Source organism: Sporolactobacillus terrae DSM 11697, assembly GCF_000648615.1.
Taxonomy (GTDB): Bacteria; Bacillota; Bacilli; order Bacillales; family Sporolactobacillaceae; genus Sporolactobacillus; species Sporolactobacillus terrae.
This window is the reverse complement of sequence record NZ_JFZC01000074.1, coordinates 1-16,383: the sequence shown is the minus strand read 5'-3', so window position 1 is coordinate 16,383 and position 16,383 is coordinate 1. Positions and strand designations below refer to the sequence as shown.

Sequence of the window (16,383 nt, the reverse complement as noted above, 5' to 3'; positions counted from 1 at the left end):
GAAGCGGCGATTCAGCACCGAAAAGACACGAGTCCATCACACATGGTTGGAGATTAAGGACCGGGCGTATTTTGCCCGGTTTTTCTTATTTGTGTTTCGCAGAATACGAGAATCAATGGCATTTCAGTAATAGTTTTAGTAGAATTGTAGAAAGAAAGGAGACGAGCAGTGATGACGAGTACAACAGCCGGAACGGATCGATTTGAACTATTGCTCAAACATCTTGAGGTGCCGACAGAGTGGATGGAGCGCTATTTTACGCATGGTGAAATCGACAAGCTATCTGTTTTCCGTTCGGAACGTCGTTGGCATTTTGACTTTCTCCTTGACGGAATTCTCCCCTATCAAGTCTATGAATGGTTGGAAGAAAGACTGAAAGCGCACTTTCAGTCGGTCGTATCGCAAATTACTTTTACAGTGCACGTCCGTGATGCTTCACGTGCCGAACACTATTTTTCCGATTATTGGCAGCCGGTTTGCGAACGCCTGTGTCATGAATTCCCAGCATTAAAAGGATGTTTGCAGCGGCAAAATCCGCAATTAAATGAACGGCAGCTGATGATTTCAACGACGAGCGATACAGAAGCAGGGCTTATTAAAAGAAAATTGCCCAAGGTACTTAACGAGAAGTTGCGTACTTTTGGGTTTCCACCGATCTCGCTTGAAATTAAAGTCAGTTCAGAAGAACGAACGAAGGCTTATGACTCATTTGTAAAACAAAGAGATGCAGAAGATAAGCAGAAAGTTGTTCAAGCAATGATTGAAATGCAGAAAAAGAAGGACGCTGAGGATGCGGCCGGCGATGTACCGGATGGACCATTCAAGATCGGTTATGATATTCATGATGAACCGGTATCCATCGAGACGATTCAGGACGAAGAACGGCGCATAACCATCCAAGGATATATTTTCGATTCCGAGATACGAGAACTCCGCAGTGGCCGTACGCTGCTGCTGTTTAAAATAACCGACTATTCCGATTCGCTCATGGTCAAAGTCTTTTCCAGAGACAAAGAAGATGCTGCAAAGTTTGCCCAAATGCATAAAGGAATGTGGGCAAAAGTGCGCGGCGGTGTGCAGAATGACAGCTTTGCCAGAGATTTGGTGATGATCGCTAATGATATCGAGGAGATCACCCCTCATGTAAAAAAAGATACAGCTCCAGAGGGGCATAAGCGCGTCGAACTTCACGCGCACACGGTTATGAGCCAGATGGATTCAGTGGTTACGGCGTCGGCCTTGATCAAGCGAGCGAAACAATGGGGGCACTCAGCGATTGCGATTACCGACCATGGGGTTGCCCAGTCTTATCCGGAAGCCTATGCCGCCGGACAGAAAAACGGCGTTAAAGTAATCTATGGTGTTGAAGCTAATCTTATTGATGATGGTGTACCGATTGCCTATAATCTAGCGCACCGGTTGCTTGCTGATGAAACTTACGTTGTCTTTGACGTTGAAACGACTGGATTATCCGCGGTTTATGACACGATCATCGAGCTTGCCGCAGTTAAGATTAAAAACGGTGAGGTGCTCGAAAAGTTTGATCAATTTGCAAATCCGCATCATCCGCTTCCTCAGAAAATCATTGAGTTAACCAGTATAACGGATGAAATGCTTGCTGACGCACCGGATGCAGATCAGGTTGTCCAGGCGTTTAAGCAGTTTGCAGGGGATGCAGTGCTTGTGGCGCATAATGCGACCTTCGATATGGGTTTTTTAAATACTGCCTACCAAAAGCTTGGGTATGAAAAAGCGGACAATCCAGTTATTGATACACTCGAACTGGGCCGCTTTCTTTACCCTGAATTTAAAAACCATAAGCTCGATACGTTGTGTAAAGCCTTTAACATCGAGCTTACCCATCACCACCGGGCCATCTACGACACGGAAGCAACGGGTTATCTTGCTTGGAAGATGCTGAAGGACGCTGCTGAAAAAGGCATGCAGTATCACGATCAATTAAATGATAATCTTGGTAAAGGAAATCTTGATCGGATTCGGCCATCGCATATTATTCTGCTCGTGAAGAACCAAATCGGACTTAAAAATCTCTATAAATTGATTTCGCTTTCACATGTTAAATACTTTTATCGCGTACCTAGAATTCCGCGCTCGTTGTTGACGAAATATCGAGAGGGCCTTCTGGTCGGTTCCGGTTGCGACAAGGGCGAACTTTTTGAAACGATGATGCAGAAGTCGGCGGAACTGGCAGAAAAAGTCGCTGAGTTCTATGATTACATTGAAATTCAGCCGCCGTCCAACTATCAACATCTTGTCGAGAAAGGGATCGTTCGCGATGAACTGGCGCTCAAAGATGTTATGATCAAGCTTGTAAAGCTGGGTGAGAAAATGAACAAACCGGTGGTTGCCACTGGAGATGTTCACTATTTGGACAGCCATGATAAAATCTACCGTAAGATTTTGATCGGCTCTCAAGCAGGGAATCCGCTCAATCGTCAGACGCAGCCGGATGTTCATTTTCGAACAACGGATGAAATGCTGGGCTGCATGAGCTTTCTTGGTGAAGAGAAGGCAGAAAAAGTTGTTGTCAGTGATCCTCATGCACTTGCTAACCAAATTGAAGAAGTATTACCGGTCAAGGACAAGTTATATACACCAACGATTGACGGCGCCGAAGACGAAGTTAAAGAAAAGACCTACGGCAGAGCACATAAACTTTACGGTGAGACACTTCCAGATCTGGTCGAAAAGCGGCTTGAGAAAGAACTAAAAAGTATCATCGGACACGGGTTTTCCGTCATTTATTTGATTGCCCATAAATTGGTGAAGAAGTCACTCTCCGATGGTTATCTTGTAGGATCACGTGGATCGGTCGGTTCGTCGCTCGTGGCGACAATGCTTGAGATTACCGAGGTTAATCCGCTTCCGCCGCATTATCTGTGTTTGAATTGTCATCATGTTGAGTTCTTTACCGATGGCGCGGTTGCCTGTGGGTTTGATCTTCCGGATAAAGCTTGTCCTGAATGCGGAACAAAGATGACAAAGGAAGGGCATGATATACCTTTTGAAACGTTCCTCGGCTTTAAGGGGGATAAAGTTCCCGACATTGATTTGAACTTTTCCGGAGACTATCAGCCGGTTGCTCACAATTATACGAAAGTACTTTTCGGTGAAGATAAAGTATTCCGAGCCGGAACAATCGGCACGATTGCCGACAAAACGGCCTACGGATATGTAAAAGGATATGAAGAAGACACGGGCAAAAACCTACGGGGAGCAGAGCGTGATCGTCTTGCAGCAGGATGCACAGGAGCAAAACGAACAACCGGTCAGCACCCTGGCGGTATCGTCGTTGTACCAAGGGATATGGAGATCTTCGATTTTACTCCGGTTCAATATCCGGCCGATGATATAACGGCCGAATGGAAAACGACACACTTTGATTTTCATTCAATCCATGACAACATTTTGAAATTGGATATACTCGGGCACGATGATCCAACCGTTATTCGTATGCTGCAGGATCTGAGCGGAATCGATCCGAAAACAATTCCTAAAGATGACAAAGAAGTCATGAAAATCTTTAGTTCAACGGAATCCCTGGGCGTTTCTCCAGAACAAATACGCTGCAAAACCGGCAGCCTAGGTATTCCTGAATTTGGGACGCGCTTTGTTCGGCAGATGCTCGAAGACACGAAACCAACAACCTTTGCTGAGTTGGTTCAAATCTCAGGCCTGTCTCACGGTACTGATGTTTGGCTGGGCAATGCCCAAGTGTTGATCGAAAATGGGACCTGCGTGCTTCGCGATGTCATTTCCTGCCGCGACGATATTATGATCGACTTGATGCACCAAGGCCTTGAGCCGTCACACGCATTTAAAATCATGGAGTCCGTGCGAAAGGGAAAAGGGTTAAATGACGAATGGATTGCTGAGATGAAGGAAAACGATGTACCGGGTTGGTATTTGGATTCATGCCTTAAAATCAAGTACATGTTCCCGAAAGCACACGCAACAGCTTATGTTTTAATGGCATTCCGCATCGCCTATTTCAAAGTGCATTATCCGATTCTGTTCTATGCAACCTATTTCAGTGTGCGCGCGGATGACTTTGATGTCGATGTGATGAAAAGAGGATCCGATGCGATACGGGCAAAAATGGATGAAATTGAGAAAAAAGGCAATGACGCGATGCCAAAAGAAAAGAGCTTGCTGACTGTGCTTGAAGTAGCACTCGAGATGTGCGAACGCGGACTCAGTTTCCAATCGGTCGATTTATATCGTTCGGATGCAACACGTTTTCTGGTAGAAGGGGATACGCTGATCCCACCATTTAATGCAATTCCCGGTGTCGGGACTAATGCTGCTAAGGCAATTGCCAAATCCCGGGAAGATGGTGAATTCCTTTCGAAAGAAGACTTGCAGCGCCGAGCCAAAATCTCAAAGACAATTCTTGAATATCTTGACGGTCAAGGTTGCTTGAAAGGAATGCCCGACGCAAATCAATTATCGCTATTCTGACCTGGCTTTTCTTGCCTAGATTAGACGGGTATGATATAGTGTTTATGGAAATACTGGAAATAGTTCGTCTCAAAGAGTGGGATTTTCCCACTCTTTCATTTTCAAAAGGAGGCTGAAAATGGCTAGCGTTATCGCAAAGATGGCCGATGAGTTGATTTCCCCGATTCTACAAGAAATGAATCTGGAACTCTTTGATATAGAATATGTCAAAGAGGGGAAAAACCGCTTTTTGCGTGTTTTTATCGACTCTCCTTCCGGCGTCGATCTAGATACCTGCGCTGAGGTCAGCGAAAAACTGAGCGAGGCACTTGATGTAAAGGATCCAATAAAAGAAGCCTATTTTCTGGAAGTCTCTTCACCGGGTGCCGAGCGTCCGCTGAAGCGGTATGAAGACTTCGAAAAGGCCGTGGGAAAAGATGTTCATTTGACCACTTATGAACCGATCGAGGGCAATAAAGTATTTGAAGGTAAATTAACTGAAGTGAACAAGGATTACGTTATACTTGCAATCAAGGACAAAACAAGAGTGGTTCATGTGACGCTTCCTTTTGACAAGATTGCCAGCAGTCGCCTTGCGATCATCTTTTAAAATAGGCTTTTTACAGGTTGTGTTGCTTGCTTTGAATGGGAATCTGTTCGCATTTGACCTTTGGCGGGAAGCGAACCGATTACATAGCAAATAATAACAACAGAAGCTGATGCAGCCGGTAAGTTAGAAAGAACTGCCGTAAAAGAAGGGGAGAACAAAATGAGCAGTGATTTAATCGAAGCGCTCACCGCACTGGAAAAAGATAAAGGAATCAGTAAAGAAGTTTTGCTTGATGCCTTGGAAGCAGCATTAATTTCAGCGTATAAACGCAATTTTGACCAGGCACAGAATGTGCGGGTAGATATTAATGAAGGTTTAGGACAAATCAAAGTTTATGCGAGGAAAGAAGTTGCGGAAGCGGTTGAGGACAAAAACCTTCAAATTTCGCTGGAACAAGCGAAAAGTCTTAATTCGCACTACCAAATCGGAGACACGGTTGAAATTGAAGTAACGCCAAGAAATTTTGGACGCATTGCCGCTCAAACCGCGAAGCAAGTCGTGACGCAGCGCGTTCGTGAAGCAGAGCGCGGCGTGATCTATTCAGAATTCATTGATCGTGCAGACGATATTATGACCGGAATTGTCCAACGCATTGATCATCGTTTCATTTATGTTGACCTTGGACGTGTTGAAGCGCTACTGCCGCAGTCAGAACAAATGCCGAATGAAACCTATCATCCGCATGACCGCATTAAAGTGTACTTAACCAAAGTCGAAGATGCCAAAAAAGGCCCGATGATTACGGTTTCGCGTACTCATCCAGGGCTGTTGAAACGTCTCTTCGAATTGGAAGTTCCGGAAATCTACGACGGCACTGTGGAAGTTAAATCGATTTCGCGTGAAGCCGGTGACCGTTCAAAGATTGCCGTTCATGCAGAAGATCCGGCAGTGGACGCTGTCGGTGCTTGCGTTGGGCAAAAAGGCGCTCGCGTACAAACGATCGTCAATGAATTGAAGGGTGAAAAAATTGATATTGTTCGTTGGTCTGAAGATCCGGTCATCTATGTCGCGAATGCACTCAGTCCATCTAAAGTCATTAAAGTGATTGTTCATGAAGAAGAAAAAGCGACTACAGTTATCGTTCCGGATTATCAACTTTCACTTGCAATTGGTAAGCGCGGACAAAATGCCCGGCTTGCTGCAAAACTGACAGGATGGAAAATTGACATTAAGAGCGAATCCGAGGCAGAAGAACTTGGTTTATTCGATGAAGCATCCGCTTCTGAGTCTTCAGAAACTGGAAGAGAAGATCAAGCTGCCGAAGAATCAGCGGAATTTGAGACGGACGAATCTCCGGATAACGAGCAAGATTAAGGAGGCGATTTTCATGCCGAAGCAGCGGAAAATTCCAATGCGCAAATGCATTGTTTGCCAGGAATCCACTGAAAAAAAGGCTCTTTTTCGTATTGTTCGTTCGCCAGAAGGCGATGTATCCCTTGACCTAACGGGAAAGAAAAATGGACGAGGCGCTTACCTTTCTAAAAAAGTGTCTTGTATTCAAAAGGCAAAAGACAAAAACCTGCTCACAAGACACTTGGGCGTTGCCGTACCAGATCATGTTTTCGAAGAAATGAATACTTATCTGGAGGCTCATCCGGAAGATGCCCAATCATAATCAATGGGCATCATTTCTTGGCCTTGCACAACGAGCAGGTAAGGTGAGTTCTGGCGAAGAAACGGTGTTGCGGTTAATTCGTCAGAATAAGGCTAAGGCAGTTTTACTGGCAGCGGATGCTTCCGACCGAACAAAGAAAACAATCACGAATAAGTGCGATTATTATCACGTTCCGCTTTTGACCGTACCGGATAGAGAGGTGCTTGGCCAGGCGATCGGTCAACCTTCGCGGGTGATCATTGCGGTCACAGATAGTGGATTCGCAGGCCAGCTGATCGAAAGGATCGGACCATCATCACGGGGGTGAATATATGAGTAAAATGCGTGTATATGAATATGCTAAAGAGCATCATGTATCAAGTAAAGTTATTATAGCAAAATTGGGAGAACTTGGCATTCAAGTCAAAAGCCATATGTCAATCATCGCCGATAACGCGATGAGTCAATTGGATCGAAAAATGAATGGCAATGCAGGAGCATCTGCACAAAATATAACGAATAAAAGTAAAGCAGAGGGTAAAGTGAATCAAACAAAAACTAAAGAAAAGAAACCAAATCAAACAACTTCACATGTAAAAAATAAGCAAACCAATTCAAGGACGAACAGCAATCGCTCCGGAGAAAGCAGCAACAGAAGATCATCCGGGCGTAATCAAAACTCGAATAATAATAATAATAATGAGCGAAATCGTTTTGGTGGAAACGGTCGAAATAACAATGGCGGCCGCCGAAACTTCGGAAGGAATCGTAACAATCGCAGAAGAGGCGGTGCACAAACCAACCGCCAAAATCTTGAGATCAAGCTTCCGGAAAAAATCACTTTATCCGGGTCGCTGACGGTTGGACAGTTTGCTGAAAAGCTGGGACGCCCATCTACCGATATCATCAAAAAGTTAATGGCCTTAGGCGTTATGGCCACCAAGAATCAAGACCTTGAACGAGAAACAATTGAACTGCTTGCAGCGGACTATGGCGTTGCCGTCGAGGATGAAGTGGTTGTCGACGAAGCAAGCTTTGAAGATGAAGGATTGGAAATCGATGAAGAAACTGCCGTTGTCCGTCCGCCGGTTGTTACGATTATGGGCCACGTTGATCATGGAAAAACAACTTTGCTGGACTCCATTCGCCATACAAAAGTAACGGCAGGAGAAGCCGGAGGAATCACGCAGCATATCGGTGCTTATCAAGTGACACATGATGGGAAGAAGATCACATTTTTAGATACACCAGGCCACGCTGCGTTTACGACAATGCGTGCGCGCGGTGCTGAGATTACCGATATTACTGTCCTAGTTGTTGCTGCTGACGATGGGGTTATGCCACAAACCATTGAGGCGATTCATCACGCCCGCGCAGCTAAGGTACCGATTATTGTCGCTGTTAATAAGATTGATAAAGCAAATGCCAATCCTGACCATGTCATGCAGGAACTGTCCGAACAAGGACTGATTCCTGAAGATTGGGGCGGCGACACGATTTTCGTCAAACTTTCCGCCAAGAAGGGTACGGGCATTGATGAACTGCTTGAAATGATTCTGCTTGTTGCTGAAATGGAAGAATGTAAAGCAAACCCGGATAAGAAAGCAAGAGGGGCTGTGATCGAAGCGCAGCTGGACAAAGGAAAAGGGCCAATTGCGACCTTGCTGGTTCAGAACGGTTCACTGCATATTGGTGATCCCATTGTTGTCGGCAACACCTATGGCCGTGTACGCGCCATGGTCAACGATGTTGGTCGCCGTGTAAAGAAGGCAACCCCTTCAACACCGGTGGAAATCACAGGATTAAATAATGTGCCCCATGCCGGTGATCAATTTGCTGCGTTTGATGACGAGAAAAAAGCACGGCAAATTGGCGAAGTCAGAGCAGAACGTGCGCTGATTACCGAACGCAAGCAAACGACGAATAAAGTTAGCCTTGACGATCTGTTTGAAAAGATCAAAGAAGGCGATATGAAAGAAATAAATCTGGTTATCAAAGCGGATGTTCAAGGATCGGTTGAAGCATTGGCCGGTTCCTTGAAGAAGATTGATGTTGACGGTGTGAAAGTGAACATCATTCATGCCGGAGCAGGCGGAATCAGTGAATCGGATATAATTCTTGCTTCAGCTTCTAACGCAATTATCGTTGGATTTAACGTACGTCCGGATAATCATGCACAAAAAGTTGCTGAAGAAGAAAACGTTGATATTCGTCTGTATCGTGTCATCTATGATGCAATTGATGAAATCAAAGCAGCAATGAAGGGTATGCTAGATCCTGAATACAAAGAAAAAGTGATTGGACAGCTGGATGTTCGAACAACATTCAAAGTATCGAAAATCGGCACGATCGCCGGATGCTATGTGACGAACGGTCTCATCTCAAGAGACGCCGGGATCCGGTTGGTTCGTGACGGGGTTGTCATTTACGAAGGCAATGTGGACACACTGAAGCGATTCAAAGATGATGCTAAAGAAGTCAAAGCAGGCTTTGAATGTGGTGTGACACTGGAAAACTTTAACGACATCAAGGAAGGCGACACAATGGAAGCCTATGTGATGGAAGAAGTCAAACCGAAATGATCGTTGGCGTTGTCCGCTGCGAGTGCATCCTTTTCAGTGCACACTCTCTGAAAGAGAAGCGGTCTGTTGTTCAAAGTATCCTTCGAAAAGCGGTGCACGGGCACAACCTGTCTGCAAGTGAAATCGCTTATCAAGATGCGTGGCAACACACCGAACTTGCCTTTGCCTGTGTGGGCAGCGCACGTACTGCGGTTGAACACGAGCTTTCACGCGCACTTTCTTTGGTTGATTTTAGAACAGAAATCGAACGTGTTCATACAATTTATGAATGGTTTTAAGAAGGAGGGTGACCCCATGGCTAACTTAAGGACCCATCGCGTCGCCGAACAGATGAAAAAAGAAATGAGCGATATAATCGGAAACAGGATCAAAGATCCACGCGTCGGGTTTGTCACGGTGACCGGCGTTGATGTGACCGGCGATCTTCAGGAAGCCACTGTCTATATCAGCGTCCTCGGTGATGAGGATAAGAAACAGGCGTCACTAGAAAGATTGAATAAAGCCAAGGGATTTGTACGCAGTGAAATTGGAAAACGAATTCGTCTGCGGAAAACGCCTGAAATTTCTTTTAAAGTTGATGAATCGGTGGAATACGGAAGCCATATTGATCAGCTTATTAATAAACTGCATCATAAAGATTAACGATGTGGGAACGTTCACAGGAATGAAAATCGGGAGGATGAGCGATGCCGGAGTATAATGGTTTGTTGCCGCTTTACAAGCCAAGGGGTATGACATCACATGATTGTGTTTTTCAGCTTAGAAAACTGCTGAAATTCCGTAAGATCGGTCATACCGGAACACTTGATCCGGCCGTCGACGGTGTTTTAGTCTTGTGTCTTGGAAAAGCAACAAAAATCGCCCAATATTTATTAGACTATAGTAAAATATATCAGGGTGTGATCCGTCTCGGTTCATCAACAACAACTGAAGATGCAACAGGCGATGTGATTGAAACAAAGCCTGTTGAAAAACGTCTTGATCGCGCGTATGTTGAAAAGATTTTGTCCCGTTTTGTTGGGGATATCGAGCAGACGACTCCGATGTACAGTGCGGTAAAGGTCAATGGTCGCAAGCTCTATGAATATGCGCGTAAGGGAATTGCAGTGACACCGCCTGTGCGTCATGTTACGATTTATCATTTCGATTTGGACAGCGATGCTGCATCTTTTTCTGTGGATATTCCGTTTAAAGTGGCATGCAGCAAAGGTACCTATATTCGTACGCTTGCCGTTGATGTTGGACGAAGAATGGGCTATCCGGCGCATTTACACCACATGACGCGAATCCAAGCGGGTCCTTTCTCAAGTGGAGATTGTGTGTCATTTGAAGAAATTGAGCGATTCATTCAAGAGGACACTTTTGAATCAGCACTTAAACCACTTGAATTTGCTTTACGCTCCATGGATCACTGGGTTGTTGATCAACAGACGGCGGAAAGAGTCGTTCACGGGGCATTACTTACAGCCCCAGAGGGATTTGGAGACGGACCTTATGCGGTTTTTTCGAGTCACAGTGAATGTCTGGCAATCTATCGGCGTCATCCGGAGAAACCGGAAATGTTAAAACCGGAGAAGGTTCTTGCAAACAGTTCGACTGTCCTCTCGTAAGAATCGGGAATTTGAGTTTACAAGAAGTGAAGGTGCCTGTTATGGAGTGTGTTTATTTAGATGGCCGACCGTTTATCGAACAAATGGACGGCAAGGAAAAAGTAATCGCATTGGGTTACTTTGATGGTGTACATTTGGGCCATCAAAAAGTCATTAAGACCGCCGTTCAAATTGCTGAGGAAAAAGGCATGGAAGCTGCAGTCATGACCTTTTACCCCCATCCTTCCGTTGTTTTGCGTCCTGATTCAAAACGGGAAGCAGAACTGACACCCAACGCGGCTAAAGCGGAGTTGTTCGAGCAGCTTGGCGTGAACACAGTCTATTTTGTAAAATTTGATCGGATACTCAGTCAACTGTCGCCGCAAAATTTTGTGGACGAGTACTTGATTCGCCTTCATGCAAAGCACGTTGTTGCTGGATACGATTTTACATTCGGTCGCAAAGCTATGGGGAATATGGACAATATTGGCGAGTATTCACGTAGTATGTTCAGCTATACAACGGTCGCAAAAGTTGAACTGTTCGGTGAGAAAATCAGTTCGACACGTATTCGATCACTAATTATGAAAAAAGGGGCGGTTGAGGAGGCTTCTGAACTTCTGCGCCGACCCTATCAAACTACGGGAACGGTGGTTCACGGTGACCAACGCGGACGTACGCTCGGTTTTCCGACAGCGAATGTGGAAAAAGATGCGGCTTATTTGATCCCAGCTAACGGTATCTATATTGTTCAATTGATCGTGAACGGGAAGGCTTTAAATGGGGTTTGTAGTGTTGGATTACGTCCAACTTTCTATAGCCATGAAGCTGCCATTCAAACGGTTGAAGTCCATGTTCTTGACTTTAACGGCGATTTGTACGATCAAAAAGTTGGCATTAAATGGTACAGACGACTGCGTCCAGAACTGAAGTTCAACAGTGCCGATGATTTAATTAAGCAAATGGAGAAAGATAAGGCAGACACGCGCGCTTATTTCCACAAAAATAAATGATCATAAAATTATTGCCCGTTGATGCTTGAAATTAATAGCTAAAACGTGTATTATAAATCAGTACGATTTAAATCGTCATAAGAACCCATGCTTGGCTGTACGCGCCACCGGCGGCAGCGAAGCTTGAGGGGATTTTAGATTGGGAGGTGAATGCAAGTGGCTTTGACAAAAGAAGAAAAAACGAACCTGATTCATGAGTTTGCTACTCATGAAAACGACACGGGTTCACCGGAAGTACAGATCGCTGTACTGACAAAGCAGATTAACACTTTGAACGACCACTTGAAGCAGCACAAGAAGGATCACCATTCTCGTCGTGGACTGCTGAAAATGGTTGGGAAACGTCGTAATCTTCTCACATATCTTCGTGAAAACGACGTTAAAAGATATCGCGAGCTCATCAACAAATTGGGCCTGCGCCGATAAGAAAGCAAAGAAGCGGGAGCATTCCCGCTTTTTATTCATATTAAGGGAAAACTTCTAGAGAGATTGTCTCAAAAGTCTGTGGACTTGGAACTCTCTTTTTATAGGAAGAGGTTAAGTGCGAGACGCCTGTGAGAGTGGCTGTCTGTTCGAGCAACTGCTGCGCAGCATAACACGGGATAACCTTTTGAGACAGCCTCGTTTGATCATGGGGAAAGAGGTGTTATAAATATGCGATCAGATAAAAAAGTCTATTCATTGCATTGGGCGGGAAAACCGTTGCGTATCGAAATCGGCGAGCTCGCGAAACAAGCGAATGGTGCAGCTCTTGTTTCTTATGGGGACACGGTGGTGCTGTCTACAGTCACGGCTTCCAAAGAAGCAAAAGAAGGCTCATTCTTTCCTTTAACCGTCAATTACGATGAGCGCGCTTATGCGGTGGGGAAGATTCCCGGCGGATTTATTAAAAGAGAAGGTCGGCCGAGCGATCAAGCAACGCTGTCTGCACGTTTGATTGATCGCCCAATTCGTCCACTTTTCCCAGACGGGTTTCGAAATGAGGTCGTGATCGGCAATATGGTTCTGAGCCTTGATTTGGACAGCAGTGCACAGATGGCGGCCATGCTTGGTTCATCGCTTGCACTGTCACTCTCAGATATTCCGTTCTTCGGACCGATCGCCGGTGTGATAATTGGACGAGTTGACGGTCAATTTGTCGTGAATCCGACGGTTGATCAGCAAAAGAAAAGCGATCTTCATTTAACAGTTGCCGGTACGAAAGAGGCAATTAATATGGTAGAAGCAGGCGCAGATCAAATTCCTGAGGAAACCATGCTTGATGCCATTCTGTTTGCTCACGAACAAATTAAGGAAGTCATTGCTTTTGAAGAGCAAATAATCTCGGAAAATGAGAAGAAAAAAATGGAAGTTACGCTGTTCCGAGCAAATAAGGCTTTCGAAGACCAAATTCGTGCTATGGCTGCCGAGCCCTTAAATCAGGCAATGCGTGTAGAAGAAAAGCAAGCACGTGATGCAGCAATTCAGCAGGTTAACGCACGCGTATTGAGCAAACTTGAAGAAGAGAACAATGGCGATCAGCCAATCGATCGTATGCTCATTGAAGATGTTCTACATACTGTCTTAAAAGAAGAAGTTCGGCGGATGATCGTTGAAGAACATCTGCGTCCGGATGGCCGGGCAGTTGATGAAATCCGTCCGTTGTCGGCACGTGTCGGAATTCTTCCGCGCGCTCACGGGTCAGGACTTTTTACGCGTGGACAGACTCAAGCACTGAGTGTTTGCACGCTTGCACCGCTCAGTGAGGCGCAAACACTCGATGACTTTGACGCTGAGGAAAGCAAGCGGTTTTTGCACCACTATAATTTTCCAGGATTCAGTACCGGAGAAGCGAAAGCAACTCGATCGCCAGGACGGAGAGAAATTGGTCATGGTGCACTTGGTGAACGCGCCTTGGCACCGGTTATTCCCGATGAACAGCAATTCCCCTATATGATTCGTTGCGTGTCCGAAGTACTTGAGTCCAACGGATCCTCATCTCAAGCAAGTATTTGCGGGAGTACGTTAGCTTTGATGGATGCCGGCGTACCGATTAAGGCGCCTGTCGCAGGGATCGCAATGGGTTTGGTGAAACACGGCGATCACGTGGTTGTACTCACGGACATTCAGGGTATGGAAGATTCGCTTGGTGATATGGACTTTAAATGCGCGGGTACGGAAAAAGGGGTTACCGCGTTACAAATGGATATCAAAATTTCTGGAGTTACTCGGGAAATCTTAAGCCAAGCACTGAGACAGGCGAGAGCAGGGCGTATGAAAATCATGGAAACCCTCTTGGCAACGCTCGAGGCGCCGCGTGATCATCTTGCCCGCTATGCACCGAAAATTATCCAGATGCAGATTAATCCTAATAAAATTAGAGATGTCATCGGATCCAGTGGAAAAGTGATCAACAAGATCATTGAACAAACTGGCGTAAAGATCGATATTGAACAAGATGGATCGATTAAGATCTTCTCAATTGATGAAGCAAATGCACGTAAAGCAAAACAGATCATTGAGGATTTGGTTCGCGTCGCTCATGTTGGAGAAATAGTTGTCGGCAAGGTCAAACGAATTGAAAAATTTGGTGCATTTGTTTCCTTGTTTGGTCATACTGACGGATTAATTCATGTCTCTGAATTGGATACAAAACGTGTCACCAATGTAGAAGACGTGGTCTCGATTGGAGATGAAGTTCGCGTTAAAGTGATTGAAGTGGATCAGCACGGCCGCATCAAACTTTCGCGCAAGGCGCTGTTGACGCCGTCAGAGGCAACAGCAAATAAAGAATAACCATCATTGAATTATGAAAGCAGGATGATTTTCAGCAGGATATCCCTGCTTTTTTTATTGAGGAATTTCAGCAGAACGATTAATTTATTGTATGATACCAATAAATACACATATAATTTTCAAGACATGAAAGGTAAACAAAAGCCAGGCTAACCTGGAACAGATGCGGATTAATGGTTTGTCGCCATTTTTTGATCGTGATATAGTATTTAGCGTGCGATCGATCTACGAGTTCAGGGGGAACAATTTTTGATAAGCAAAAAAACATTAAAGAATGGTGTGCGTATACTGCTGGAAAATATTCCAAATGTTCGTTCGGTCAGCATTGGAATATGGGTAGGAACAGGCACACGATTTGAAAACCATACAAACAATGGAATTTCTCATTTTATTGAGCACATGCTTTTTAAGGGCACCAAAACGCGTACTGCACGCGATATAGCGGAGACTTTTGATAAAATTGGCGGACAGGTCAATGCTTTCACCTCAAAGGAGACCACGTGTTATTATGCAAAGGTCATGGATCGGGATGCACACTTTGCGGTAAACGTGCTAGCCGATATGTTCTTCAATTCCAAGTTTGAAAAGCAGGACATGGAAAAAGAAAAGCAAGTGATTGGCGAGGAAATCAAGATGTATGAAGACACACCAGACGATCTTGTTCATGATTTATTGAATGCGGTAAGCTTCAACCATCATCCCCTCGGTTTTCCGATTTTGGGTACTCGCGAAACTTTGGCAGGCTTTGATCCCGATGGACTGCGCCGCTATATGCGTACCCACTATACGCCGGATCATGTCGTGATTTCCGTTGCAGGTCATGCAGACGAAGGGATCGTCCAAGAAATCGAAGCTCTTTTTTCTGACTTTGGTAGTGTGCAATCGGCGGAACGATCGGCTGTGCCTTGTTTTAATCCCGGGAAGATTGCCCGTAAGAAAGAAACAGAACAGGCGCATATCTGTCTAGGATTTTCTGGTTACAGTAACCATGACCGAGAATTAGCACCGCTTATGGTAATGAATAATGCGCTTGGCGGCGGGATGAGCAGTCGGTTGTTTCAAGAAATACGCGAAGAGCGCGGGCTTGCCTATTCGGTGTTCTCTTTTCACTCATCGTTTAAAGACAGCGGCTTGCTTACTGTATATGGCGGCACAGGCGCTGATCAAATCGATGATCTCGGAAAAGCATTGCTGGATACCATCCATCGATTTGTCGATCAAGGGATTTCAGAAGCAGAACTTGAAAGCAGCAAAGCACAGATTAATGGAAGTCTCATTTTCGGGCTTGAAAGTACGAATGGGCGAATGGGACGTAATGCAAAAAATGAATTGGTTCTGGGAAAAGAACGCAGTATTGATGAAACGGTTGCATTAATTGATGCTGTAACCATTGATGATGTTCAAAAGACGGCCCAACACGTGTTTGAACAACCTTACGCTTGCTCGATTGTCAGTCCAAGCGGCAAAATGCCAGGCACTCTCTGAATCGACAGCTCAATGGAATAGAACGTATCACAAAAGACTCGACATGACTTAACGTCGAGTCTTTTGTTCGATTATAGAGAGTTTAGCTTTTAGAACTTTCGCTAAGTGCGCATACGTCCTGTATGCAACGCGAAAGCCACCGCATCCTGCGGAAGTAAGGACCGGGCGTATTTTGCCCGGTTTTTCTTACAGGGAAAGAAAGTATAGAATTTGCCCTGTCTTCAAACCAATAGCCCAGTGTCTTGGCCAAGAATCAAAGCGGAGGGGCTCTGGC

13 protein-coding genes are annotated in these 16,383 nt (G+C 45.2%); all 13 read left to right on the top strand.

Going from position 1 to position 16,383, the window contains the following annotated elements; genetic code table 11:
- Positions 1-171 precede the first annotated feature (171 nt).
- On the top strand, positions 172-4,482 hold the full coding sequence (locus AA84_RS0113665; RefSeq protein ID WP_028977668.1) for a PolC-type DNA polymerase III: 4,311 nt from the start codon (positions 172-174) through the stop codon (positions 4,480-4,482).
- A gap of 118 nt (positions 4,483-4,600) precedes the next feature.
- A complete protein-coding gene (gene rimP / locus AA84_RS0113660) occupies positions 4,601-5,071 on the top strand; it encodes a ribosome maturation factor RimP (protein ID WP_028977667.1) in 471 nt (156 codons plus the stop codon).
- Positions 5,072-5,230: 159 nt separating this feature from the next.
- A complete protein-coding gene (gene nusA / locus AA84_RS0113655; protein ID WP_028977666.1) occupies positions 5,231-6,385 on the top strand; it encodes a transcription termination factor NusA in 1,155 nt (384 codons plus the stop codon).
- Positions 6,386-6,398: 13 nt separating this feature from the next.
- Positions 6,399-6,686 (top strand): RNase P modulator RnpM, encoded by a 288-nt coding sequence (rnpM, locus tag AA84_RS0113650; protein ID WP_028977665.1) that lies wholly within the window; start codon positions 6,399-6,401, stop codon positions 6,684-6,686.
- Positions 6,673-6,993: a YlxQ family RNA-binding protein gene (locus AA84_RS0113645; RefSeq protein WP_028977664.1), complete on the top strand. Its 321-nt coding sequence runs from the start codon at positions 6,673-6,675 to the stop codon at positions 6,991-6,993. The genes rnpM and AA84_RS0113645 overlap by 14 nt, the downstream gene beginning before the upstream one ends.
- 4 nt (positions 6,994-6,997) lie before the next feature.
- Positions 6,998-9,247, top strand: a complete 2,250-nt coding sequence (gene infB, locus AA84_RS0113640) for a translation initiation factor IF-2 (protein WP_028977663.1) — start codon at positions 6,998-7,000, stop codon at positions 9,245-9,247.
- A complete protein-coding gene (locus tag AA84_RS0113635) occupies positions 9,244-9,525 on the top strand; it encodes a DUF503 domain-containing protein (protein ID WP_028977662.1) in 282 nt (93 codons plus the stop codon). The genes infB and AA84_RS0113635 overlap by 4 nt, the downstream gene beginning before the upstream one ends.
- A 16-nt stretch (positions 9,526-9,541) precedes the next feature.
- Positions 9,542-9,889, top strand: a complete 348-nt coding sequence (rbfA, locus tag AA84_RS0113630; RefSeq protein WP_028977661.1) for a 30S ribosome-binding factor RbfA — start codon at positions 9,542-9,544, stop codon at positions 9,887-9,889.
- Between the two features lie 44 nt (positions 9,890-9,933).
- Positions 9,934-10,857 (top strand): tRNA pseudouridine(55) synthase TruB, encoded by a 924-nt coding sequence (truB, locus tag AA84_RS0113625; RefSeq protein ID WP_028977660.1) that lies wholly within the window; start codon positions 9,934-9,936, stop codon positions 10,855-10,857.
- Positions 10,858-10,898: 41 nt separating this feature from the next.
- Positions 10,899-11,849, top strand: coding sequence for a bifunctional riboflavin kinase/FAD synthetase (locus tag AA84_RS0113620; RefSeq protein ID WP_028977659.1), 951 nt, complete (start codon positions 10,899-10,901; stop codon positions 11,847-11,849).
- 156 nt (positions 11,850-12,005) lie between these two features.
- On the top strand, positions 12,006-12,275 hold the full coding sequence (rpsO, locus tag AA84_RS0113615) for a 30S ribosomal protein S15 (RefSeq protein ID WP_028977658.1): 270 nt from the start codon (positions 12,006-12,008) through the stop codon (positions 12,273-12,275).
- A 228-nt stretch (positions 12,276-12,503) separates the two neighbouring features.
- A complete protein-coding gene (gene pnp, locus AA84_RS0113610) occupies positions 12,504-14,624 on the top strand; it encodes a polyribonucleotide nucleotidyltransferase (RefSeq protein WP_028977657.1) in 2,121 nt (706 codons plus the stop codon).
- Between the two features lie 249 nt (positions 14,625-14,873).
- Positions 14,874-16,109, top strand: a complete 1,236-nt coding sequence (locus AA84_RS0113605; protein ID WP_028977656.1) for a M16 family metallopeptidase — start codon at positions 14,874-14,876, stop codon at positions 16,107-16,109.
- Positions 16,110-16,383: the final 274 nt, after the last annotated feature.

Bases quoted from the DNA above. Each gene is read 5' to 3' on its own strand.
- AA84_RS0113635 (WP_028977662.1), top strand. From the start codon at position 9,244: ATGATCGTTGGCGTTGTCCGCTGCGAGTGCATCCTTTTCAGTGCACAC.
- rnpM (WP_028977665.1), top strand. From the start codon at position 6,399: ATGCCGAAGCAGCGGAAAATTCCAATGCGCAAATGCATTGTTTGCCAG.
- nusA (WP_028977666.1), top strand. From the start codon at position 5,231: ATGAGCAGTGATTTAATCGAAGCGCTCACCGCACTGGAAAAAGATAAA.
- AA84_RS0113665 (WP_028977668.1), top strand. From the start codon at position 172: ATGACGAGTACAACAGCCGGAACGGATCGATTTGAACTATTGCTCAAA.
- infB (WP_028977663.1), top strand. From the start codon at position 6,998: ATGAGTAAAATGCGTGTATATGAATATGCTAAAGAGCATCATGTATCA.
- AA84_RS0113645 (WP_028977664.1), top strand. From the start codon at position 6,673: ATGCCCAATCATAATCAATGGGCATCATTTCTTGGCCTTGCACAACGA.
- rbfA (WP_028977661.1), top strand. From the start codon at position 9,542: ATGGCTAACTTAAGGACCCATCGCGTCGCCGAACAGATGAAAAAAGAA.
- AA84_RS0113620 (WP_028977659.1), top strand. From the start codon at position 10,899: ATGGAGTGTGTTTATTTAGATGGCCGACCGTTTATCGAACAAATGGAC.
- truB (WP_028977660.1), top strand. From the start codon at position 9,934: ATGCCGGAGTATAATGGTTTGTTGCCGCTTTACAAGCCAAGGGGTATG.
- pnp (WP_028977657.1), top strand. From the start codon at position 12,504: ATGCGATCAGATAAAAAAGTCTATTCATTGCATTGGGCGGGAAAACCG.
- rimP (WP_028977667.1), top strand. From the start codon at position 4,601: ATGGCTAGCGTTATCGCAAAGATGGCCGATGAGTTGATTTCCCCGATT.